We start from the raw sequence: 21,291 nt of genomic DNA, 5'->3' as shown, positions 1-21,291 counted from the left end.
ACTATTTTTTTATATCTACATACATATTATTATAATCTGGATTCATCATTGAAGAATTCCAAGAATTAGAAAAAATATTGGCTCTTTTTTTAGTAGAAAAACTTCCTTTAGACCCTGTGTTTATATACTGAATAGTTCTTTGCAACATAGGCTCATTTTTATTACCTAAAACTCCTAAATTACCAATATTTTCTTCAAAAGAAACTTCAGGAATAAAACCTTGTGGTTTATTTTTTCCTTCTTTATTTTGAATTTCTAATACAATGGGTTGCATTGCATACCTATGCTTTGTATTAAGATTTTGACCATTTCGTGTATAGTTTTTTGAATCGTACAAAGTAATTGAACCTACGTGTTTTCCGTAAGTTTGGGTTCCTACTAGTTTTGTATCTATATATGGACTTAATGAATTTATAACCAATTCTGATGCTGATGCTGAATTGCCACTTACTATAAAGTATACTTTTTTTAAATTTAAACTGTTAATGGGCTGGTTTAAAACAATATTATTATTTCTGTCTTTATTAAGAATTTGATTGGTAAAATTACTTAGAAGTAGGTTAGGGTTTGTGTTTTTTAGAACTTTACTATTCCAAACTTCTTTTGCAAATAGTTGATTGTTAAACTGCCCAGTAATCATACTTCCTAAGTATATGGCTGTTTGCACAGAACCACCTCCGTTATAACGTAAATCTACAATTAAGTCTGTAATTTTTGCAGCTTTAAACTTTGCAAATTCTGTGTTTAATTCTCCATCAAAATCACGAGAGAATTGATTGTACATTAAATATCCTATTTTCTTACTTCCATCAACAATAACTCTAGCTTCTTTAATTGGGTTTTCGGTAATTGTATTTTTGGTTAAGCTAATTGTTGTACCATTGCTAATAGGATTACCATTGTTATAATTAGCTAAATGAATGGTAAAAGAATTGTTGTTAAACAAAGTGTTAACATTGTTTTTTGTTAGTGTTGTACCATTAACTTGAGTAATAATCATTCCTCTTTTAACACCTTTACTTTCTGCGTCTGAACCTTTAACTACATCAAAAACATATACATAATATCCACTTCCGTTTTTATAATTAGCACTTTTAACTTTCATTCCTGTTGTTTCACGAATTCCTTTAAAAGCTTCTTCTAGCGCAATATAATCATCAACAATCCAAGAATATGTTCTGTTTGAATCTTTAGGATATTCATTAGAAATATCTAATAAATTGTAAAATAATTTAACAGGAGTATCATAACCAGCAAGGTAAGAATAACGTTCAGAATCTTTATTAAAACGTCTGTCAGATAAATCAGGAATATTATTTTGCCATAAATAATAAGCGTTTAAACCCCTCCAAACAAAATCATTTATTTCTATGTCTTTGGGTACACTTTCTGTTTTAGAACAATTAAAAAAGGTTGGAACTAAAAGTAGTAAAAACAGGTATTTCTTAACAAAAGTAAATTTCATAATATCAATATTAATATACAATACAACGCAATATAAAAAGAATTCGTACTTTTTTAAAAACTTGTTGTAACAAATTATATATTAGGTCGTCGTAATAATGTAAACCTGATAAAAAATAATAAAAGATTTACAAAAATTAATTAACACAATGGACCAATCAGACTTTTTAAAAGTTGTTTTACCCTTTAAAGATAAGGTTTTTAGGTTAGCCAAAAGACTTTTAGTTTCTACGGAAGAAGCTGAAGATGCTACACAAGAATTATACTTTAAATTATGGAGAAGCAAACATAAAATAGCTGATTATAAAAATGTGGAAGCATTTGCAATGACAATGACTAAGAATTATTGTTACGATCGTTTAAAATCTAAACAAGCAAGTAATTTAACTTTGGTTCATAGTAATTATAAAGAAAAAGAAACGTCTTTAGATAAAAAAGTGGAACATCGAGACAGTGTAAACCAAGTACACCAATTGATAGAAAACTTACCAGAACAACAAAAAATTATTATTCAACTAAGAGATGTTGAACAATATGAAATGGATGAAATCTGTAAAATGGTAGCAATGAAACCAACCGCAGTAAGAGTGGCATTATCTAGAGCAAGAAAAACCATTAGAGAAGCATTAATTAAAAAACACAACTATGGAGTTAGCTAACATAGAAAAATTAGTAGAAAAATATTTAAACGCAGAAACTTCTTTGCAAGAAGAAACAACCTTAAAAAACTATTTTACAGAAGGTAATGTTGCACCACATTTGCAAGAATATGCACATATGTTTACATGTTTTGCTACCATAAAAGATGAAACCTACACAAAAACCATTCAGTTAGAACCTAAGAAATCTAAAATGAGAAACTTAAAATGGTTATCTGTAGCAGCATCAGTAGTCTTATTATTTAGCGTATTTATTGGCAAACAACACTATGAAGAATATCAACAAAGAAAAGAAGCAGAAAGAATTTATGCTCAAGTAAGTAAAGGTTTAAAGCTGTTGTCTACAAATCTTAAAAAAGGAGAACAAGCTGTAGCTACTTTATACACTTACGAAAACACAGTAAATAAAATATTAAAATAAACCAAGTAAAAATTAGTAAAACCAAGTAAACACAGAAATTATGAAAAAAATAGCAATATTAATAGCGTTAGTAGTTGCACCAATGGCAACCAACGCACAGTCGTTTTTTGACACCTTAGAAGATATGGAAGGAGTAGATATGGTCGTTTTTACCAAAGATGCTTTTGAGCTTTTATCAAAATTTAAAGATGTTAAAATTGATGATAATGAAGGGATGAAAGTCTTTCAAATGATACAAGAATTAAAAGAATTTAAAATGTTTTCTGCAAGTAATGCTGATATAGCAAACAAAATGGATGCTATGGTTAAGAAAGCAATAAAAAAGCAAAACTTAACACAGTTAATGCGTATTAAAGAAGGAAACTCTCGTGTAAAAATTTATGTTAAGTCTACAAAAAATAAAGATTATGTAAGCGAAGTTTTAATGTTTATTAAAGGAATAGACAAAAAAACAAACCATAAATCTGAAGCTGTAGTAGTATCTTTAACAGGTAATATAGACATTAATAAAATGTCTGAATTAGCAGATACTTTTTCAAAAGATAAAAACAAATAAATCTAATTTTTAAAATAAAATTAAACAATGAAAAAATATACTAAAATATTTCCGCTACTACTTTTAGTCTTGATGATGACATCGTGTAAAAATGAAAAATCTTTACAAGGATATTTAGTAGAGAGTCAAGAAAAAAACGGTTTTATAACAGTAGATTTACCTGTTAGTTTTTTACAATTAAAAAACGAAAATGTATCTGAAGATGTAAAAGAAACTATAAAAAGTATTCGAAAAATAAATGTTGTTGCCTTACCAATAAAAGGAAATGAAGACGCTTACGAAGCTGAAAAAAACAAACTAAAAAACATCCTTAAAGGTAATGATACATACAAATCTTTAATGACAATGAAAGCAAAAGGAATGAATGTAAACCTTTATTATTCTGGAAACGCAGACGCTATAAACGAAGTAATTGCTTTTGGTTATGGTAAAAAAGCAGGCGTAGGAGTTGCAAGATTATTGGGAGATAATATGAATCCTGCAAAGATTATAGAAATGATGAATAACATTAAAATTGATGGAGATAATGTGAATCTAGGTCAATTAAAAGCCATTTTTAACGGAAAGTAAAGTTTACAAAAACTTAGAAATATAGAAGCTGGAAGAAAGGAGTAATTACTCTTGGCTTCCAGTTTTTCTGTAAATATAAACTCCCAACTTCTAACTCATAACTTGCTTCTGCATATTTTTAACCAAGCATTAACAACTTCAATCTTAATATTTATTACTTTTGATGCTTACGAAAATGCAATTTATGATGATTAAAAAAGTGACGTTTTTTCTTTTATTAATGATGAGTTTGGCTGGTTTTTCTCAAAACTCAAATACTTACAGACCAGAAAGAGATAAAATACACAATTTAGTACACACCAAGTTAAAAGTAGATTTTAATTTTACAGATAAAACAATGAATGGTGAAGCTTGGGTAACAGCAAAACCACATTTTTATGCATCCAATAAAATTACTTTAGATGCCAAAGCAATGCTTATTCATCAAGTTTCTTTAAACAATAAAAAACTAGATTATAATTATGATAAACTAAAATTAATTATTGATTTACCTAAAGAATATCAAAGAAACCAAGAGTTTACCATTTATATAAAATATACTGCTCAGCCAGAAAAAGTGTATCAAAAAGGAAGCGCAGCAATTACAGAAGCAAAAGGTTTGTACTTTATAAATGCAGATGGTTCTGATAAAAACAAACCCACTCAAATCTGGACTCAAGGAGAAACCGAAGCAAGCAGTTGTTGGTTTCCAACAATAGATAGTCCAAACCAAAAAACCACCCAAGAAATTTATATCACGGTTCCAGAAAAATTTGTAACACTTTCTAACGGAAAACTTATCAATCAAACAAAAAAAGGAAACTTCAGAACAGATTACTGGAAAATGGATAAAAAACACGCACCATATCTGTTTTTTATGGGAATTGGAGAATACGAAATTATCAAAGATTCCTACAAAAACATTCCTGTAAATTATTATGTAGAAAAACAATATGCACCTTATGCAAAAGATATTTTTGGTTTAACTCCAGAAATGATCGGGTTTTTCTCAAACATTTTAGGAGTAGAATATCCTTGGAACAAATACAGTCAAATTGTGGGTAGAGATTATGTTTCTGGTGCTATGGAAAACACAACAGCAGTAATTCACGGAGAAAAAGCTTATCAAATGCCAGGACAATTAATTGATGAAAACGTGCAAGAAAACACGATTGCGCATGAAGTATTTCATCATTGGTTTGGTAACCTAGTCACCACAGAAAGTTGGTCTAATTTAACTCTAAACGAATCTTTTGCAAATTATAGCGAATATTTATGGAGAGAGCATAAGTACGGAAAAATGAATGCAGATATGCATTTGTTTGAAGATGTTGAAGCGTATAAAAATGGTCAGAATTTCGACAAGCATTTGGTGCGTTTTAATTATGATGACAAAGAAGATATGTTCGATTTGGTTAGCTATAACAAAGGTGGAGCCATTTTACATATGTTGCGTAATTATTTAGGTGATAAAGCTTTTTTCGAAGGCTTAAAAACCTATTTAACCGAATATAAATACCAAGCTGCAGAAGTACATCAACTAAGATTAGTTTTTGAAAAAATAACAGGTAAAGACCTAAATTGGTTTTTTAATCAATGGTATTTTGGATCGGGTCATCCTAAAATTGATCTTTCTTACGATTATAATACCATTCAGAAAAAAGTAACCGTAAACATTTTGCAGATGCAAAGCAAGGCATTTAAATTTCCTTTTGCTATAGATATTTTTGAGAAAGGAAAAAGAACAAGACATCACGTATTTGTACAAGGTAGAGATGCTTCATTTACTTTTCCGTACACAAAACAGCCTACATTAATTCAAGTAAATGCAGATGGTGTTTTATTGTGCGAAATTACAGAAAACAAAGTTTTGAGCGATTATATTTTTCAGTTAAAAAATGCGGATAATTTTATGCATAGAAGAGAAGCTTTGTTAGAAGTTGCTAAAAAACAAGAAGAAAAAGAAGCTTTTAATGCCGTTGCAAATGCTATGGATGATGCTTCTTATAAAATTAAAATTTTAGCATTACAAAAGATTGATTTAATCAATAAATTTTCTAAAAAATCTACCATTCAAAAAATAATGCAGATTGCAAATAATGATAAAAAAACATTAGTACAAGCAGCAGCAATAGAAACTTTAGGTAAATTAACAGATCCTGAATTAACACCAATTTTTGCCAAAGCTTTAGATAGTAAATCTTATGCAGTTTTAGGTAAAGCCTTAGTCGCTATTTATTATGTAAACAAACAGTTGGCAATTAATAAATCTAAAACATTACCAGATGAAGTAAGAAAAATTTTAGCAACACCTTTAACTCGTATTTTTATTGAAGAAAAAGACGAAAAAGAGTTACCTTTTATTGCAAAAAGTGTTTTATCAGGAATGTTTTTAAATAATGATAATGCTACAAAAACCATTTACGAAAAAGCATTTGTACTCATTTCAGAGAGTAATAATTCTGAAGCAATACAAAACCTTGTTGATGATATGGTTGTAAAAGGAAACCAGTTTAAACAATTTAATTTTGATAAAGTTGTGATAAACTTAATGCGTAGAATGGTTCAAGATCAGAAAGCTAAAAATAAATCTAATAAAGTTAAGAATGTTGCCATTATAAAAGAAGCTATGGCTAAGTTGCTGTAAAGTGTCTAGTCCTTAAAATATAATTACAGGTTTAAATTGAATTTAGGCTGATAGTTTATTATTTGATAGTTGTTCTAATAAATAAGTTGCTAAAACAAGCTTTCCGATTGCAAAACCTGTGTATTTATATAGATTCAACTTTTATGTATTTTTTTAAAACTAAATAGAAGGCAGTTTGATAAAAAAAGTAGTATCCAAAATTTTCTATTTACACAGTATTTTGGATACTACTAAAACCATAATTAGTGAGGTTTCATTTTTTAAAGCATTCGTTTTTATTTAACATCCATTAATTCTACATCAAAAATTAGAGTTGCATTTGGCGGAATTACACCACCTGCACCTGCAGAACCATAGGCTAAATTAGAAGGAATTACAAAACGAGCTTTATCGCCCACTTTTAATAATTGTATTCCTTCATCCCAACCAGCAATTACTTGACCAACACCGACATTAAAATCAATTGGTTGTTTTATTTTGTAAGAAGAATCAAAAACAGTACCGTCTAATAATTGCCCTTTATAATGTACAGAAACTGCAGCTCCTTTTGTAGCTTGTTTTCCATCACCTTTTTGTAAAACTTTATAGCGTAAACCACTGTTGGTTTCATCATAACCAGCAGCAACTTTGTCTAACATTTCTTTTTGTTTAGCTTTTGCTTCTGCTTCACGTTTTTCTCTAGACCCTTCAAAAGTTCTAAAAGCTTCAACTGCGTTAAAGTTTTCTGCATCTGTACCAACTCTAATAATTTCTACTTTCATATCATCACCTTGTGCAACAGCATCTACAATATTTTGTCCTTCTATAACTGTACCAAAAACGGTGTGCTTACCATCTAACCAAGGAGTAGGAACGTGGGTAATGTAAAATTGACTTCCGTTTGTTGCAGGACCAGAATTAGCCATTGCTAATTTACCTGGAACATCGTGTTTTAAATCTGGATGAAATTCATCATCAAATTTATAACCAGGATTTCCTGTACCAGTTCCTTGCGGACAACCACCTTGAATCATAAATTCTGGAATTACTCTATGGAACTTTAATCCATCATAATAAGGAGTTCCTTGTTGTTTTGCTGAATTTTCTAAATTACCTTCTGCTAAAGCAACAAAATTACCCACAGTTCCTGGCGTTTTTTCGTGTTCTAATTGTACTAAAATGTCACCTTTTGGTGTGGTGAATTTTGCATATATTCCGTTATTCATAATATTTATTTTATCTGTTTTTATATTTATAAGTTTCTGAAACTAGTTCAGGATAATTTATTTTTTTGCGTTTAGTATGGATAAGCCATAGCTTAATCCGATGTTAAAGTTTGTTGAATTTACATTACCAAATGGAGACCACATTTGTCCGCCAGAAATATGGAAAGAAAAATCATTATTTATGTGATAATTGATACCTGCAGTTGGTCTTATTAAAATACCTTCTCCAGAATCTACTCTTCCTCCACCAGCAACACCAGCGGCAGCTTCAGCAAATAGAGAAAAATTATTGTTTAAAAATTTGTTAGACTTTATTCCAAGACCAAAAATTCCGTGTGCATAACCACCAGATTTCCCTTTATGCGCAAAAGAAGCTTCACCAGCAAAATAAAAACGATGATTAATATCGTAGTTAACTTTTAATGCAATTAACTGTAAATCACTTGCAGGAATCCCAAATTTTGCTACATCAAAATAATACTGATTTTGAGCACTAAGTTGAATGCCTTGCGTTTTAATTTTCGAAATTTTATCATCTGTAAAAGGGGATTTTATACCTCCGCTTAAACCATAATATTTTAAACTAAAGCCAGCAGTATAGGCTTCAAAACTGGCTACTCCTCCAAGAGCTTTATGATATCCAATATGGCCACTTAAACCAATTTTATCTGTAATTCTTAAATCTGCACCAACATTTGGATACATTGTTAAGCCTCCTTCAGGGTATATTCTACCACCTGCTGCACCAATCCCAAATTTTCCAAAAAGATTAATTCTATTTGTTAATTCTAAGTTTTTTCCTGCACCAAAAAATAGATCCATAAAACCTGCTGTTAAACCACCATACATTGCATCTACGTGTGCATAAATAAAAGTATTACTGTTTAAATAACGTTGATATTCAAACCCTAAAATTGATAATGTGTGATTTATAGGTATGTACTTTGGTTTTGTACTAGCATCAGTTCTTGAGTTTCCAAAAGGAAAAAAGTAATCGAAAGTGATTTGTTGTACACTTTTTACAGCTGGTTTTTTCCAAAAACTATCTTTAGATTTGTTATTAATAGCAAATGTTTTTTGAGCATCTGCATAAGAACTGGTTCTTAATAAACTTGGTATTTCTATAAAAAAGGACACATTATCATTTTTTTGAATCCCTGTAAAAAAGTTTACTTCTCCATATTGTAGACCAAAAGAATATCCTTTGCTTTTGTACTGTAGTCCTATATTTGGATATAAAATCCCTCCACCATTTACTAAAGAACGATATCCGCCACCACCACCAAAGTGAATATTAGCATCAAAATATAAATTTTTATAAATTTTTTTATTAATTCCTAAATTAACTCCTAAAGTAAACAAACCTCCTTGATCGCCTGTAATTGCTGTATGAAAACCTACACCAGTATAAATATATTTGTTTAAAGGAATGTTATAGTTTAAACCTATAAAACCCATTGTTGGATTTAAATTGTAGCTAACCAATTCATCTGGTTGATGAACCAAAATATAATTTAAACGAATAGAATTTTTAAGTTCTTTACCTTTAAGTTCTGATAAATTATAAGTTTGAGAAAAACCTTGTAAACTTAAAAAAACGAAGATTATTAAAATATTTTTTTTCATCATCATTAATTTTTAAACTCGCTTGTAAAATGCAATTTTACAGTTGGGTATTTACTTTGCGTCATTTGAATTGTAAATGCAGAATCTGCTAAAAACACTAATTGACCTTGTTTGTCTTTTGCTAAATAACGTTGTTTTACTCGTTTAAATTCTTTGAATTCTTCGTTTTTTGGGTCTTCTGGTGCTACCCAACAAGCTTTATGAACTTGTAGATTTTCGTAAGTACATTTTGCGCCATATTCGTGTTCTAATCTGTATTGAATTACTTCATATTGTAAAGCTCCTACTGTACCAATTACTCTTCGTCCGTTCATATCTAGAGTAAATAATTGAGCAACTCCTTCGTCCATTAATTGGTCTAAACCTTTATACAATTGTTTAGATTTCATTGGATCTGCGTTATTTACATATCTAAAATGTTCTGGAGAAAAACTGGGTATTCCTTTAAAATTTAATTGCTCACCTTCTGTTAAGGTATCTCCAATTTTAAAGTTCCCTGTATCGTGTAAGCCTACAATATCACCAGGAAAAGATTCATCTACAATTTCTTTCTTTTCAGCAAAAAATGCATTTGGACTCGAAAATTTTACTTTTTTGCCATTTCTGACGTGTAAGTAGGGTGAATTTCTTTTAAAAGTTCCTGATACAATTTTAACAAATGCCAACCTGTCTCTGTGTTTAGGATCCATATTTGCGTGAATCTTAAACACAAAACCTGTGAGTTTTTTTTCTTTAGAATCTACTAAACGTTCTTCTGCTTTTTTTGGCTGAGGAGAAGGTGCAATTTCTATAAATGCATCTAATAATTCTTTTACGCCAAAGTTGTTTAAAGCTGAACCAAAAAATACAGGTTGTAAGTTTCCTTCTAAATATTCTTGTTGATTAAAAGGTGGATACACTTCATCAATCAATTCTAATTCTTCGCGTAAAGTTTCTGCTGCAGTTTCTCCTACAACATTATCTAATTCTGGATTTGATAAATCATCAAATTCTATTCCTTCAGAAATGGTTTGTTTGTTATCACCAGAAAAAAGATTTAATTTCTTTTCCCAAATATTATAGATTCCTTTAAAATCATAACCCATTCCTATAGGGAAACTCATTGGCGTTACTCGTAAACCTAATTTTTGCTCTACTTCATCCAATAAATCGAAAGCATCTTTACCTTCTCTATCCAACTTGTTGATAAAAACCAACAGAGGTATGCTACGCATTCTACAAACTTCTACTAATTTTTCGGTTTGTGGCTCTACACCTTTTGCAACGTCAATAACAACAATTACACTATCTACCGCTGTTAAAGTTCTAAAAGTATCTTCGGCAAAATCTTTGTGACCAGGCGTATCTAAAATGTTTATTTTTTTATCTTGATAGATGAAAGCTAAAACAGAAGTTGCTACCGAAATTCCACGCTGACGTTCAATTTCCATAAAATCGGAAGTAGCTCCTTTTTTAATTTTGTTATTTTTTACAGCACCAGCTTCTTGTATTGCACCACCAAACAATAATAATTTTTCAGTTAATGTGGTTTTACCAGCATCTGGATGCGAAATGATACCAAATGTTCTTCTACGTGCTATTTCTTCTAAAAAACTCATCTACAAAATTTGAGGTGCAAATATACGTTTTAGAATGGCAACTATCAATCTAAAATTTCGATAGTCATTTTAATGTCATCAACAGGCCATTCATCTACACCAACTTTAACTTTAGATATTTTATCCATCGTTTTAAAACCAGAAATAACTTCGCCAAAAACAGTGTGTTCATTATCTAAATGATGTGCTCCATTTCTTTTATGTACAATATAAAACTCAAACGGACTTGATAATTTATCAGGATTAAAATCCCATTCTCTGGCTGCAGCTAATGCTCCGTATTTATGTTTTCTGTTTTTTCTAAATTCGGGTTTTAAAAGATAATTACCGTATTTTCTTCTTTCTTTTTGTGTGTACATTTCATCGGAATTACCACCTTGAATTACAAAGTTTTTTGCCACTCTATAAAAAACAGTTGTATTAAAATACTTAATCTTAGTCAAAAAAATAAAATTGGCTCTGTGGATAGGAACATCTCTATAAAGCCTTAATTTTATATTACCAAATTTAGTTTTTATAAGGATTTTAGTTTCTGGGTTTTGTTTGCCAAATTCAGTTAAAAAAACTTCAGTATTATGCCTAGTTAAACTATCCCAAGATTTTTTTACTTTGTTTTCTAGTTTCTTTTTTTTGCTTTTAGTTGTTGTTTTTACATCGATTTTTTTCTTTTCATTGTCACATTGATAAAAAAGAAGGACACTAACAAATAAAAAATAAAATGTATAAAACTTCATAAAAAACATTATTGAAAGCACAAATATAAATCACCATAATAAAAGAATAGAAAAGGCTTATAGGTTTTCTGTTTTTTTATGATTTTTTAGTTAATCATTTCACTATTTTTGTAAATATGGAAGAACAAGTAGTTTTAGTTGATGAAAAAGATAATGCTATTGGATTGATGCCCAAAATGGAAGCGCATGAAAAAGCAGTTTTACATAGAGCATTTTCAGTATTTATTTTTAATGATAAAAAAGAATTAATGTTACAGCAAAGAGCTGCAAGTAAATATCACTCACCATTATTATGGACCAATACTTGTTGTTCTCATCAAAGAGATGGAGAATCGAATTTAGAGGCTGGTAAAAGAAGATTGCAAGAAGAAATGGGTTTTGTAACCGATATTAAAGAAGTTTTTTCTTTTATTTATAAAGCACCTTTTGATAACGGTTTAACAGAGCATGAATTAGACCATGTAATGATTGGTTCTTACAATGAAGCTCCTATAATTAACAAAGAAGAAGTAGAAGCCTATAAGTGGATGACTTTAGTTGATGTAAAAACAGATATAGAGAACAATCCGCAAGAATACACAGAATGGTTTAAAATTATTTTTGATAAATCTTTTGATAAATTAAAGAATGCCTAAAGTTAAAGTTTATAGAAGAGCACATTTTAATGCTGCACACAGGTTGTATAATTCAGAATGGTCTGATAAAAAAAATGCTGAAGTTTTTGGTAAATGTAGCAATCCAAATTATCATGGTCATAATTATGAAATGATTGTTGCTTTGTTTGGAGAAGTAGATCCAATTACTGGTTTTGTTTACGATTTAAGTTTATTAAGAGAACTCATTAAACAAGAAGTAGAAGAACCTTTTGATCATAAAAATTTGAATGTAGAGGTAGATGAGTTTAAGGAATTAAACCCAACAGCAGAGAATATTTCTATTGTGGTTTATAATAAATTAAGACCACATATTCCAACGCATTTAGAAATAGAAGTTACTTTGTACGAAACTCGTAGAAATTTTGTGCGTTATTCTGGAGAATAAAATCAATTATGAAAATCAATCAATTTTTAAAATTTACGCCTATTTTAAAAGAAAAAATTTGGGGAGGAGAAAAGCTAACAACAATTTTAAACAAAAACTCTAACAAGAAAAATATAGGAGAAAGTTGGGAATTGTCTGATGTAGAGGGAGATGCCTCTGTGGTTTCTAACGGAAACCTAAAAGGGAAGAATTTAAAAGAGTTAATTTCTGAATATAAATCTGAATTAGTAGGAAATAAAATTTACAATCATTTTGGTCATAAATTTCCACTTTTAATAAAATTTATAGATGCAAAAAAAGCATTAAGTATTCAGTTGCATCCAGATAACGAACTGGCTAAAAAACGCCATAATTCTTTTGGCAAAACAGAAATGTGGTATGTTTTACAAGCTGATGAAAAAGCAAATTTAATTGTCGGTTTTCAAAAAGAAGTAACTCCAAAAGAATATATTCATCATTTAGAAAATAAAACATTAACAAATATTTTAAATATTGATGAAGTACAAAAAGGCGATGTTTATTTTATTCCCACTGGTAGAGTGCACGCAATAGGCGCAGGAGTTATGTTGGCAGAAATACAGCAAACCTCTGATATTACTTACAGAATTTACGATTGGGATAGACCAAATGCAGATGGAACTTTTAGAGATTTACATACCCAAGAAGCTTTAGACGCTATAGATTATTCGTCACATAAAACGTATAAAACGGAGTATTCTAAAGAGCAAAATACAGCATCAGAAATTGTTTCTTGTCAATATTTTACAACCAATTTGTTGCCAATTTATGGAGATTTAGAAATAAATCATCAAGAAAAAGATAGTTTTGTAATTTATATGTGTGTAGCTGGTAATGTTGAATTTCAATACAAAAATCAAAAAGAAAAACTTAAAATGGGAGAAACTATTTTGGTTCCTGCTTGTATAAAGAATATCAAAATTAATGCTGATGAAAAATCAGAATTATTAGAAGTCTATATAAAATAGAATTATGAAAATTATTGCAATGATTCCTGCACGTTATAGTGCGTCTCGTTTTCCTGGTAAATTAATGAAAGATTTAGGAGGAAAACCTGTAATTTTAAGAACTTATGAAGCCGCTGTAAATACCAATTTATTTGATGATGTTTTTATAGTTACAGATTCTGATGTTATTTTTAAAGACATAGAAAATGCTGGAGGAAAAGCAATTATGAGTAAAAAAGCACACGAATGTGGTTCTGATAGAATTGCTGAAGCAGTAGAAAACATAGAGGTTGATATTGTAATAAATGTGCAAGGTGATGAACCTTTTATAGATGCAATTTCTCTATCAAAATTAATAGAAGTTTTTAAAAATGATACTAAAAAAGAAATAGATTTAGCATCTCTAAAAGTGCAAATTACTAACCAAGAAGATATTGAAAATCCCAATAATGTTAAGGTAATTACAGATGTAAATAATCTTGCAATTTACTTTTCTAGAAGCGTAATTCCTTATCATAGAGATAAAAATATTGATGTAAAATATTACAAACATATTGGAGTGTATGCGTTTAGAAAACAAGCTTTAATTGATTTCTACAACACTCCAATGACTCCTTTAGAAGCTGCTGAAAAAATAGAAGCCATTCGTTATCAAGAAATTGGTAAAAAGATTAAAATGGTAGAAACTGATAGCATTCCTATTGGTATTGATACTCCAGAAGATTTAGAAAAAGCCAAACTTCGTTTAAAAAATGTATAAAAATATTAAAGTTATTGCTTTTGATGCTGATGATACATTGTGGGTTAATGAAACCTATTTTAGAGAAGCAGAACACAAGTTTGCAAAATTATTGGCTAAATATGAAACCGAAAATAAAATTGACCAAGAACTGTTTAAAAAGGAAATAGAAAATTTACAACTCTATGGCTATGGTGTAAAAGGTTTTGTGCTTTCTATGATAGAATGTGCATTAGAATTATCTAATTATCAAATCAACCAAAAAACAATAGAAGCTATTTTAAATATTGGTAAAGAAATGCTCGAAAAACCAATAGAATTATTAGATGGAATAGAAGATGTTCTAAAAAAACTTCAACAAAAATACAAGTTAATTGTTGCCACAAAAGGCGATTTATTAGACCAAGAAAGAAAGTTAGAAAAATCTGGATTGTTGCAATATTTTCATCATATAGAAGTAATGAGCGATAAAAAAGAGAAAGATTATCAGAAATTGATAAAGCATTTAGACATTAATTCATCAGAATTATTAATGATTGGTAATTCATTAAAATCAGATGTTTTACCATTGATAAAAATTGGAGCTTCTGCAATTCACGTTCCTTTTCATACAACTTGGGTGTATGAAGAGGTTTCTAAAGAAGATCAATCAAACGCTGAATATCAAACAGTAACAAATATAAAAGAAGTTTTATCGCTCTTTTAAATAAATAAACTAAATTTGCAGCATTAAATTTATAAGAAGTTATGGCAAGTATAAAAAACTTAAAAAAAGATATTAATTACGTTTTAGGAGATGTTATAGAATATGCATTAGATGTTTCTGCATTAAAAAATGAACCTAAAAAAGGAGATGCTATTATTGATGAAGCTATCGAAACTTTTGATGCTTTAATAGAAAAAGTAAACACAAACAAAGTAGAAAACAAGAAAGCACACTTTAAAGCAATTAATGAAGAACTAGAATCTAAAGCTAGAGGATTAGTAGAAAAGATTAATAGTTTATAAGCTTAACAAAATTTAAACAAAATTTTAAGACCATCATTTTTTAAATGATGGTTTTTTTATTAAATTTGGAATCAAATACTAAAATGTATTTGTAAACGTTCAATTATTAGTAATAAATTAATAAAAAAGAATGGCTAGAGCAATGTTTGAGTACACAAAGACTGTGTTAAAAAAAGTAAGTTTTAATTCAGATTTGTTTTATAAAGAATTAGAAAAAGCTTTAAATAGATTGTTGCCTTATGAGATTGATGAGTTAACAATTTGGCTTAGACAATTTACAGTAAACAAACCAGAATTATATGCTTGTTTACGATTAATACAAGCAGAATAAAAAAAGAGGAGCTTTAAAATTTGCTCCTCTTTTTTATTCTTTATTTTTTTTACGTTTATGACGGTATTTACGTATTAGTTTTCTTGTAAATTCTCTTTCAGATAAATGTAGTTTTAGAATTTTCTTGTAAGGTAAAATTTTAGATATATTTACTAAAAAACGTTCTTTTTCTGCTAATATTTTTTTGTCTAATGCTAGTTTAGAATTTACAAAAGATTTTGCTTCTTTTTCTGAAAGTGCATTAAAACCACCAACACTTTTCAATTTTTTTCTAACTTCTGTATGTCCAATTTTTCTTAAGTTGTATAAGTTTTCTTCGTGTTTATTATAAATTGGCCAAAATTTTTCGGCAACATCTGCAGATAAATCTAACTTTTCGGTTAAAAAAGAAATTTTATAGGCTTTAATTTTTTCTCTATTTTTTTTCTTCCCTTGCGCATTTGTAAGAGAAAAAGCAAAAAATAATAATATTGATGCAAGTAAGTATTTTTTCATTTTAATTGATTTCGTTTAAAATGTTAGTATTTTCATTATAAATAATATAATCTTCAATTTCTGTATCATTTAGATTACTAATTGTAAAATCTAGATTATTTAAAGTTTCATCAGCAAAAATAGTTGCAATCTCTTGTGATGTTATTTCTGGTGAGCTTTCTAAAACCCAATTTTCAATTTCACTTTGCTGTAAATTATCAAAATTAATATCAGAATCATTAAAACTAAAATAATTTAAACTGATAAAAAGCAATATAGATGCAGCAACACCAAAAGGAACTATCTTATATATTTTTTCTTTTAAAGAAATTACTTTTGTTGTTTTTTCTTTTGATGCAATATTTAAAATAATAGTGTCTTCTAAAGAATCAAAATAAGAATTTGGAGTAGAGAAGGAGTTTTGTTTTGGTAATTTATCTTCTATTAAAAAGCTTGAAAAACGTTCTTCTGCATCATCAAAATAATTTTTAGGAGTAGAAAAACCATTTTTTTTCTCTAAAATAGTGTCTAAATACATTTCGCTATTTTTTTCTTTATTTTCCATAATACTTTTTAGACCTATTTTTTTTTAAAAGGTTTAATCTATTTTGTTTTTTATATAGTTTTCAATTTTTTTAACTGCATGAAAATAAGAGGCTTTTAAGGCACCAACAGAGGTTTCTAAAATTTCTGACATTTCATCATATTTTAATTCATCAAAATATTTCATATTAAAAACGAGTTGTTGTTTTTGTGGCAATGTTGCTATTGCTTTTTGTAAAATAAGTTGAATTTCATTGCCCGTAAAAAAAGCATCACTTTTTAATGTTGATGCAATTTCCATCTGATAATCAGCAATATCTAAACTACGTTGTTTGGCTCTTTTATTTATAAAAGTAATAGATTCGTTTGTTGCAATTCTGTACATCCAAGAAAACAATTTACTTTTTTGATTGAATTTATCTATATTTTTAAAAATTTTGATAAAAGTATTCTGTAAAACATCGTCTGCATCATCATGAGAAATCACAATTTTACGAATATGCCAATACAAGCGTTCTTTATAGAGTTTTATAATTTCTCTAAACGCTTTTTCTTTGGTTTTAGCGTTTTTTAATTGTGCTATTAAAAGAGTTTCGTCTGTCAACTATATAGTTTATAGATTTAAGACTTTAAAAATACAAAAAGGTTTAATATTTATTTACGATATCTGGTTCTAGAATAACCAAAAAGTCTTTTTTGTTTAATAGTTTCAGCAATTCCTTCTGGTAGCATTTCTTCCCAACCATTATCTCCGTTCATAATCATTTTTAAAACAGTTCTAGAAAAGACATCTAAAATACCTTTATCGAAATTTTTAATATCAACTAATTTCCCATTGTGTTTAAAGAATTTATACAACTCTTTCATTCTAGGATGTACTCTTAGGTTTTCGCTATCTATATATTCTCCAGATTCTTGATCATGATAAGGATACATATATACTTTTAAGTCTTTGTAAAATAACTTACCAAAAGCTTCTAAAATTCCACCACTTAAATCTCTATAGTATTTTTCGTCAAAAATTTCTATTAAACTATGAACTCCCATAGCTAAAGCCATTCTTTCTTTGGTAAACTCACTAAAGTATTCTACTAATTTAAAGTATTGTTGAAAGTTTGTTATCATTACATTTTGTCCTAGAGAACAAAGTAATTCTGCTCTGTCTAAAAAGTCTCGTTCATTAATTTTTCCTTCAGCAGAAAGGTTACTCAATGTAATTTCGAAGATGATTTGTGTTTTATCTTCTTTAACTTTATTTTCTTCTAAAAAGAGCGTTTTAGCCTTTTCAAACATATCCATATTTACTTTGGTAACAGGTCTAAAGCTACCTCGTAAAGCTAAAATATTCTTTTTATAAAGTACTTGAGCAGGTAATAAATTATTTCCATCAGCACCAAACATAACTGCATTTGTCATATCATTTTTAAGAAGTTGTAAGCTCATAAGTCTGTTATCAACATACATAAAACGTGGGCCAGAGAAATTAATCATATCAATTTCTAATTGATGATTTCCTAAATTATGATAAAAAGATTTTACTAATTCTTTAGGATTATCGTTTAAATAAAAAGCACCATAAATTAAGTTTACTCCTAAAATACCTAAAGTTTCTTGTTGTAAACGCGCGTCTGTCTCTTTAAAACGTAAGTGTAAAATTATTTCGTTATAATCTTCTAAAGGATCTAACTGAAAACGAATACCAACCCAGCCATGGCCTTTAAATTTTCTAGCAAAATCTATCGTTGTAACTGTGTTTGCATAACTAAAAAATAATTTTTCTGGATGTTTAGCTCTGCTTAATCTATCTTCAATTAAATCAATTTCATGGCGCAACATTGTTTGTAAACGAGGTTGTGTTACATAACGTTTGTCTTCTTCCATACCGTAAATTGCATCAGAAAAATCTTTATCATAAGCACTCATAGCTTTTGCAATAGTACCAGAAGCAGCTCCAGATCTAAAAAAATTACGAGCTGTTTCTTGTCCTGCACCAATTTCGGCAAATGTTCCGTAAATATCTGAGTTTAAATTAATTCTTAATGCTTTACTTTTGGTAGTGGGTACACTACTAATTTTTTGATCTCCTTTTAAAGAAATTGCCATATACTATATATTTAACTTCGTAACAAATGTACTAAAATAGAAAGTTATCAGTCAATTTTTATACTATTTTTGTTTCGATGAATTTTACCAAAAAACGATTAAACATAACTTTTTTAGGAACAGGTACTTCTCAAGGCATTCCTATGATTGCAAGTAATGATCCTGTTTGCAAATCTAAAGACCCAAAAGATAAACGTTTGCGATCTTCAATTTTAATTTCTTGGGATAATGTTGCTTACACTGTAGATTGTGGTCCAGATTTTAGACAGCAAATGTTAAGAGAAAACATACAATCTTTAAATGGCGTATTTTTTACCCATGAGCATGCAGATCATATTGGTGGTTTAGATGATTTAAGACCATTTTGTTATCAAATAGGAGAGTTACCAATTTATTTGAATAAGAGAACTTTACAAAGCTTAGAAAAACGTTTCGAATATATTTTTAGTGATGAATTTCGTTATCCTGGAGCACCAAGTGTATTGCCAAATATAGTTTCTAAAACTAAATTTGATGTTGCAGGTTTAGAAGTAACTCCAATAGAAGTAATGCATGGTAATTTGCCAATAACAGCTTATCGTTTTCAAGATTTTGCTTATTTAACAGATGTAAAATATATTTCAGATTTAGAAAAAGAAAAATTAAAAAACTTAGAAGTTTTGGTGGTAGATGCTTTAAGAATTGATGAACATCCTACACATTTTAATTTACAAGAAGCATTAGATCTTGTTAAAGAAATAAAACCTAAAAAAGCTTACTTTACACATATAAGTCATAAATTAGGTTTTCATAAAGAAGTCTCTAAATTATTACCTAAAAATGTTTTTTTAGCTTTTGATGGTTTAAAAATAGCGCTTTAGATTTTTATAAACTGTTTTTTAATGTATATTTGTTAGAGGTGCTTACTTTAAAGGTTTTAAACTTTAGTAAAATCCTGTTTTAACAAACTAACGAGTATAATGGCAGAAAAAAAAGAAAACAACAAACAAGCAGCAAACAATCAAAATGAAATTGATAGAATTGCAGCCGTAAGAGAACTAATCTTTGGTGAGAATATGAAAGAATACAGCAGCGAATTTGCTGATGTATATGATAAAATTCAATCACTAAAAGAAGCTACCAATAGTAATTTAAAAGATGCAGTTACAAATCTTGAAAATAAACTATCTGATTTAGAAAGTTTAATGGATCATAAATTTCAAGATTTGAATGATGATTTAGATAAAAGACTTGCAGATTTAGATGATGAAAAAGCAGATAGAAGAAAACTAGGAAAAGCTTTAGAGAAAATTGCATTGATGTTGCAAGAATAGATGAAAAAATCGCCTGAAGATAACAAAAAAGACAATCGTTTTGAGTTGCTCAGAGAACTTTTATTAGCTGAAGATAGAGAAAAATTTGAATCTCTTAGTCAAGAAGTAATTCTTAGAGAAAAGCTAGCTAAGAATGTTTCTCCTCTTATGGATGAGAAAATCTTAGAACTTCGCGAAAAATTTCCAGAATATTTTGGAAACACTATCACAGAAACCATAAAAGTTCAAATTAGAGATTCGCAAGACGAAGTTGTAGAAGCCTTATACCCAATTATGGGTAAGTTGGTTAAAAAGGCTATTGTTAGTGAAATAACAAAGTTAACTGAGAGCGTAAATAAAACTGTAAAAGAAAAATTTTCTATTCAAGAAATTTTAAAACGATTTTTTAAAGGAAAAAAGAATGATGCAGATGTAGTTTTGCAAGAAGTTTTTGAACCCATTATAGAAGAAGTTTTTGTTATAGAAAAAGATTCAGGATTGCTTTCTGGTAGCTATTCTAGAGGTAATATTGCAGATAAAGATATGGTTTCTGGTATGTTAACAGCCATTAAATCTTTTGCAGAAGATGCCTTTTCTAGAGAAGGTCAAAACCTAGAAGATATTAAATTCGAAACTTTTCAGCTTTCTATAAATAACTTTAAAACTATCTATATTGCAATTGCTTGTTCTGGTGTTGTAAACACAACCTTTAAAGAAGATTTATCTGACAGAATTAATAATTTAGCAGAAATTATTTTAAGAGACCGTTCTTATTTATCTGATGAAGAACGTTTGAATACTCTTATTTTTCAACAATTAATAGAAAAATAAAAATCAATCTTAGTATATGATTGCAAAAAAAGTGCTACTTGTTGGTAACTTTGGTGTTGGTAAAACATCACTTATAAGAAGATTTGTATTAAATGAATTTTCTGAAGATTACATTAGTACAATTGGTGTTAGAGTCAGTAAAAAAATAGTTGAGTTTAACAACCAAACCATTAAATTAATGATTTGGGATGTTGCAGGTACAAGTGGCAATGAAAAAATACCCAAAGCCTATTTTTTAGGTGCACACGCAGCAATGTTTGTGTTTGATGTAAGCAGAAAAGAAACGTATGTAACTATTGATGAAAATTTAAAAATGGTTAAAGAATTGTCTGGTTTGCAGTATATTACAGTTGTTGGGAATAAAAAAGATTTACTTACCGAAGAAGAAATAAAAAATGTAATCGAACAAGTTTCTGTTCAAATAGATTTAATTACAAGTGCAAAAGAAAATGATTCTGTAGAAGACGCCTTTATGCAATTAACCGCACAAACTTTAAAATAATTT

25 protein-coding genes are annotated in these 21,291 nt (G+C 28.8%); 16 read left to right on the top strand and 9 right to left on the bottom strand.

From position 1 onward, the window contains the following. Position 1 precedes the first annotated feature (1 nt). Positions 2 to 1,465 carry a S41 family peptidase gene (locus ACY2RX_RS03115; protein WP_490102492.1) on the bottom strand — a complete coding sequence of 488 codons (1,464 nt, stop codon included), beginning with the start codon at positions 1,463 to 1,465 and terminating at the stop codon, positions 2 to 4. Between the two features lie 148 nt (positions 1,466 to 1,613). Between ACY2RX_RS03115 and ACY2RX_RS03110 the strand changes: the two genes are divergently transcribed. From ACY2RX_RS03110 to ACY2RX_RS03090, 5 genes are all read left to right on the top strand, one after another. Then, positions 1,614 to 2,123, top strand: a complete 510-nt coding sequence (locus ACY2RX_RS03110; RefSeq protein ID WP_490102491.1) for an RNA polymerase sigma factor — start codon at positions 1,614 to 1,616, stop codon at positions 2,121 to 2,123. Then, positions 2,110 to 2,544: a PG0215 family putative anti-sigma factor gene (locus ACY2RX_RS03105; RefSeq protein ID WP_490102490.1), complete on the top strand. Its 435-nt coding sequence runs from the start codon at positions 2,110 to 2,112 to the stop codon at positions 2,542 to 2,544. The genes ACY2RX_RS03110 and ACY2RX_RS03105 overlap by 14 nt, the downstream gene beginning before the upstream one ends. A gap of 40 nt (positions 2,545 to 2,584) precedes the next feature. Beyond that, positions 2,585 to 3,100: a DUF4252 domain-containing protein gene (locus ACY2RX_RS03100; protein WP_490102489.1), complete on the top strand. Its 516-nt coding sequence runs from the start codon at positions 2,585 to 2,587 to the stop codon at positions 3,098 to 3,100. 27 nt (positions 3,101 to 3,127) lie between these two features. Further along, positions 3,128 to 3,670, top strand: a complete 543-nt coding sequence (locus tag ACY2RX_RS03095) for a DUF4252 domain-containing protein (protein WP_490102488.1) — start codon at positions 3,128 to 3,130, stop codon at positions 3,668 to 3,670. A gap of 184 nt (positions 3,671 to 3,854) precedes the next feature. Then, a complete protein-coding gene (locus ACY2RX_RS03090; RefSeq protein ID WP_490102487.1) occupies positions 3,855 to 6,296 on the top strand; it encodes a M1 family aminopeptidase in 2,442 nt (813 codons plus the stop codon). A gap of 275 nt (positions 6,297 to 6,571) precedes the next feature. On the opposite strand, the gene ACY2RX_RS03085 is transcribed toward ACY2RX_RS03090, so the two are convergent. From ACY2RX_RS03085 to ACY2RX_RS03070, 4 genes are read right to left on the bottom strand one after another with little or no spacing between them, the layout of a single operon-like run. Next, positions 6,572 to 7,501, bottom strand: a complete 930-nt coding sequence (locus tag ACY2RX_RS03085; RefSeq protein WP_490102486.1) for a peptidylprolyl isomerase — start codon at positions 7,499 to 7,501, stop codon at positions 6,572 to 6,574. Between the two features lie 57 nt (positions 7,502 to 7,558). Further along, a complete protein-coding gene (locus ACY2RX_RS03080) occupies positions 7,559 to 9,127 on the bottom strand; it encodes a hypothetical protein (RefSeq protein ID WP_490102485.1) in 1,569 nt (522 codons plus the stop codon). A gap of 5 nt (positions 9,128 to 9,132) precedes the next feature. Beyond that, positions 9,133 to 10,725, bottom strand: coding sequence for a peptide chain release factor 3 (locus tag ACY2RX_RS03075; RefSeq protein WP_490102484.1), 1,593 nt, complete (start codon positions 10,723 to 10,725; stop codon positions 9,133 to 9,135). Between the two features lie 44 nt (positions 10,726 to 10,769). Then, a complete protein-coding gene (locus ACY2RX_RS03070) occupies positions 10,770 to 11,459 on the bottom strand; it encodes a peptidylprolyl isomerase (RefSeq protein ID WP_490102483.1) in 690 nt (229 codons plus the stop codon). A 116-nt stretch (positions 11,460 to 11,575) separates the two neighbouring features. Between ACY2RX_RS03070 and idi the strand changes: the two genes are divergently transcribed. The 7 genes from idi to ACY2RX_RS03035 all read left to right on the top strand — a co-directional run bounded on the left by idi (position 11,576) and on the right by ACY2RX_RS03035 (position 15,543). Beyond that, positions 11,576 to 12,094 (top strand): isopentenyl-diphosphate Delta-isomerase, encoded by a 519-nt coding sequence (gene idi, locus ACY2RX_RS03065; RefSeq protein WP_490102482.1) that lies wholly within the window; start codon positions 11,576 to 11,578, stop codon positions 12,092 to 12,094. Continuing rightward, positions 12,087 to 12,500 (top strand): 6-pyruvoyl trahydropterin synthase family protein, encoded by a 414-nt coding sequence (locus ACY2RX_RS03060; RefSeq protein ID WP_490102481.1) that lies wholly within the window; start codon positions 12,087 to 12,089, stop codon positions 12,498 to 12,500. Before idi ends, ACY2RX_RS03060 begins: the two co-directional genes overlap by 8 nt. A gap of 8 nt (positions 12,501 to 12,508) precedes the next feature. Beyond that, a complete protein-coding gene (locus ACY2RX_RS03055) occupies positions 12,509 to 13,486 on the top strand; it encodes a type I phosphomannose isomerase catalytic subunit (protein ID WP_490102480.1) in 978 nt (325 codons plus the stop codon). A gap of 4 nt (positions 13,487 to 13,490) precedes the next feature. Next, a complete protein-coding gene (gene kdsB / locus ACY2RX_RS03050) occupies positions 13,491 to 14,225 on the top strand; it encodes a 3-deoxy-manno-octulosonate cytidylyltransferase (protein ID WP_490102479.1) in 735 nt (244 codons plus the stop codon). Next, the gene (locus tag ACY2RX_RS03045; RefSeq protein WP_490102478.1) at positions 14,218 to 14,910 is read left to right on the top strand and encodes an HAD family hydrolase; all 693 of its coding nucleotides are present in this window, start codon (positions 14,218 to 14,220) and stop codon (positions 14,908 to 14,910) included. The genes kdsB and ACY2RX_RS03045 overlap by 8 nt, the downstream gene beginning before the upstream one ends. A gap of 41 nt (positions 14,911 to 14,951) precedes the next feature. Further along, positions 14,952 to 15,212 carry a hypothetical protein gene (locus tag ACY2RX_RS03040; protein ID WP_490102477.1) on the top strand — a complete coding sequence of 87 codons (261 nt, stop codon included), beginning with the start codon at positions 14,952 to 14,954 and terminating at the stop codon, positions 15,210 to 15,212. A 130-nt stretch (positions 15,213 to 15,342) separates the two neighbouring features. Next, entirely contained in the window at positions 15,343 to 15,543 is a 201-nt protein-coding gene (locus ACY2RX_RS03035; protein ID WP_490102476.1) for a hypothetical protein, read from the top strand. 33 nt (positions 15,544 to 15,576) lie between these two features. Here the strand turns inward: ACY2RX_RS03035 and ACY2RX_RS03030 are convergent, their stop codons facing one another. From ACY2RX_RS03030 to ACY2RX_RS03015, 4 genes are read right to left on the bottom strand one after another with little or no spacing between them, the layout of a single operon-like run. Beyond that, positions 15,577 to 16,038 (bottom strand): sensor of ECF-type sigma factor, encoded by a 462-nt coding sequence (locus tag ACY2RX_RS03030; protein ID WP_490102475.1) that lies wholly within the window; start codon positions 16,036 to 16,038, stop codon positions 15,577 to 15,579. A 1-nt stretch (position 16,039) separates the two neighbouring features. Continuing rightward, the gene (locus ACY2RX_RS03025; RefSeq protein WP_490102474.1) at positions 16,040 to 16,582 is read right to left on the bottom strand and encodes a hypothetical protein; all 543 of its coding nucleotides are present in this window, start codon (positions 16,580 to 16,582) and stop codon (positions 16,040 to 16,042) included. 33 nt (positions 16,583 to 16,615) lie between these two features. After that, entirely contained in the window at positions 16,616 to 17,164 is a 549-nt protein-coding gene (locus ACY2RX_RS03020; protein WP_490102473.1) for an RNA polymerase sigma factor, read from the bottom strand. Positions 17,165 to 17,214: 50 nt separating this feature from the next. Then, complete coding sequence (locus ACY2RX_RS03015; RefSeq protein ID WP_490102472.1) at positions 17,215 to 18,663, bottom strand: TonB-dependent receptor; 1,449 nt, start codon at positions 18,661 to 18,663, stop codon at positions 17,215 to 17,217. A 77-nt stretch (positions 18,664 to 18,740) separates the two neighbouring features. Here ACY2RX_RS03015 and ACY2RX_RS03010 point away from each other — a divergent pair, with 77 nt between their 5' ends. The 4 genes from ACY2RX_RS03010 (at position 18,741) to ACY2RX_RS02995 (ending at position 21,288) form a co-directional block, all read left to right on the top strand. Continuing rightward, positions 18,741 to 19,523, top strand: a complete 783-nt coding sequence (locus ACY2RX_RS03010) for an MBL fold metallo-hydrolase (RefSeq protein WP_490102471.1) — start codon at positions 18,741 to 18,743, stop codon at positions 19,521 to 19,523. A 99-nt stretch (positions 19,524 to 19,622) separates the two neighbouring features. Continuing rightward, positions 19,623 to 19,976, top strand: coding sequence for a hypothetical protein (locus tag ACY2RX_RS03005; protein ID WP_490102470.1), 354 nt, complete (start codon positions 19,623 to 19,625; stop codon positions 19,974 to 19,976). Continuing rightward, a complete protein-coding gene (locus tag ACY2RX_RS03000; protein ID WP_490102469.1) occupies positions 19,977 to 20,786 on the top strand; it encodes a cell envelope biogenesis protein OmpA in 810 nt (269 codons plus the stop codon). It abuts the gene before it with no gap. A 16-nt stretch (positions 20,787 to 20,802) separates the two neighbouring features. Beyond that, the gene (locus tag ACY2RX_RS02995; RefSeq protein ID WP_490102468.1) at positions 20,803 to 21,288 is read left to right on the top strand and encodes a Rab family GTPase; all 486 of its coding nucleotides are present in this window, start codon (positions 20,803 to 20,805) and stop codon (positions 21,286 to 21,288) included. The last annotated feature ends 3 nt before the right edge of the window (positions 21,289 to 21,291 follow it).

Source organism: Polaribacter sp. 2405UD43-2, from assembly GCF_058147125.1.
This window is presented reverse-complemented; position numbering and strand designations above follow the sequence as displayed.

Excerpts from the sequence above, each read along its gene's own strand:
- ACY2RX_RS03085 (WP_490102486.1), bottom strand. The coding sequence starts at position 7,501 with ATGAATAACGGAATATATGCAAAATTCACCACACCAAAAGGTGACATT.
- ACY2RX_RS03025 (WP_490102474.1), bottom strand. The coding sequence starts at position 16,582 with ATGGAAAATAAAGAAAAAAATAGCGAAATGTATTTAGACACTATTTTA.
- ACY2RX_RS03115 (WP_490102492.1), bottom strand. The coding sequence starts at position 1,465 with ATGAAATTTACTTTTGTTAAGAAATACCTGTTTTTACTACTTTTAGTT.
- ACY2RX_RS03000 (WP_490102469.1), top strand. The coding sequence starts at position 19,977 with ATGAAAAAATCGCCTGAAGATAACAAAAAAGACAATCGTTTTGAGTTG.
- idi (WP_490102482.1), top strand. The coding sequence starts at position 11,576 with ATGGAAGAACAAGTAGTTTTAGTTGATGAAAAAGATAATGCTATTGGA.
- ACY2RX_RS03060 (WP_490102481.1), top strand. The coding sequence starts at position 12,087 with ATGCCTAAAGTTAAAGTTTATAGAAGAGCACATTTTAATGCTGCACAC.
- ACY2RX_RS03005 (WP_490102470.1), top strand. The coding sequence starts at position 19,623 with ATGGCAGAAAAAAAAGAAAACAACAAACAAGCAGCAAACAATCAAAAT.
- ACY2RX_RS02995 (WP_490102468.1), top strand. The coding sequence starts at position 20,803 with ATGATTGCAAAAAAAGTGCTACTTGTTGGTAACTTTGGTGTTGGTAAA.
- ACY2RX_RS03010 (WP_490102471.1), top strand. The coding sequence starts at position 18,741 with ATGAATTTTACCAAAAAACGATTAAACATAACTTTTTTAGGAACAGGT.
- ACY2RX_RS03015 (WP_490102472.1), bottom strand. The coding sequence starts at position 18,663 with ATGGCAATTTCTTTAAAAGGAGATCAAAAAATTAGTAGTGTACCCACT.
- ACY2RX_RS03105 (WP_490102490.1), top strand. The coding sequence starts at position 2,110 with ATGGAGTTAGCTAACATAGAAAAATTAGTAGAAAAATATTTAAACGCA.
- ACY2RX_RS03040 (WP_490102477.1), top strand. The coding sequence starts at position 14,952 with ATGGCAAGTATAAAAAACTTAAAAAAAGATATTAATTACGTTTTAGGA.
- ACY2RX_RS03090 (WP_490102487.1), top strand. The coding sequence starts at position 3,855 with ATGATGATTAAAAAAGTGACGTTTTTTCTTTTATTAATGATGAGTTTG.
- ACY2RX_RS03095 (WP_490102488.1), top strand. The coding sequence starts at position 3,128 with ATGAAAAAATATACTAAAATATTTCCGCTACTACTTTTAGTCTTGATG.
- ACY2RX_RS03055 (WP_490102480.1), top strand. The coding sequence starts at position 12,509 with ATGAAAATCAATCAATTTTTAAAATTTACGCCTATTTTAAAAGAAAAA.
- ACY2RX_RS03045 (WP_490102478.1), top strand. The coding sequence starts at position 14,218 with ATGTATAAAAATATTAAAGTTATTGCTTTTGATGCTGATGATACATTG.
- ACY2RX_RS03030 (WP_490102475.1), bottom strand. The coding sequence starts at position 16,038 with ATGAAAAAATACTTACTTGCATCAATATTATTATTTTTTGCTTTTTCT.
- kdsB (WP_490102479.1), top strand. The coding sequence starts at position 13,491 with ATGAAAATTATTGCAATGATTCCTGCACGTTATAGTGCGTCTCGTTTT.
- ACY2RX_RS03100 (WP_490102489.1), top strand. The coding sequence starts at position 2,585 with ATGAAAAAAATAGCAATATTAATAGCGTTAGTAGTTGCACCAATGGCA.
- ACY2RX_RS03080 (WP_490102485.1), bottom strand. The coding sequence starts at position 9,127 with ATGAAAAAAAATATTTTAATAATCTTCGTTTTTTTAAGTTTACAAGGT.
- ACY2RX_RS03070 (WP_490102483.1), bottom strand. The coding sequence starts at position 11,459 with ATGAAGTTTTATACATTTTATTTTTTATTTGTTAGTGTCCTTCTTTTT.
- ACY2RX_RS03075 (WP_490102484.1), bottom strand. The coding sequence starts at position 10,725 with ATGAGTTTTTTAGAAGAAATAGCACGTAGAAGAACATTTGGTATCATT.
- ACY2RX_RS03110 (WP_490102491.1), top strand. The coding sequence starts at position 1,614 with ATGGACCAATCAGACTTTTTAAAAGTTGTTTTACCCTTTAAAGATAAG.
- ACY2RX_RS03035 (WP_490102476.1), top strand. The coding sequence starts at position 15,343 with ATGGCTAGAGCAATGTTTGAGTACACAAAGACTGTGTTAAAAAAAGTA.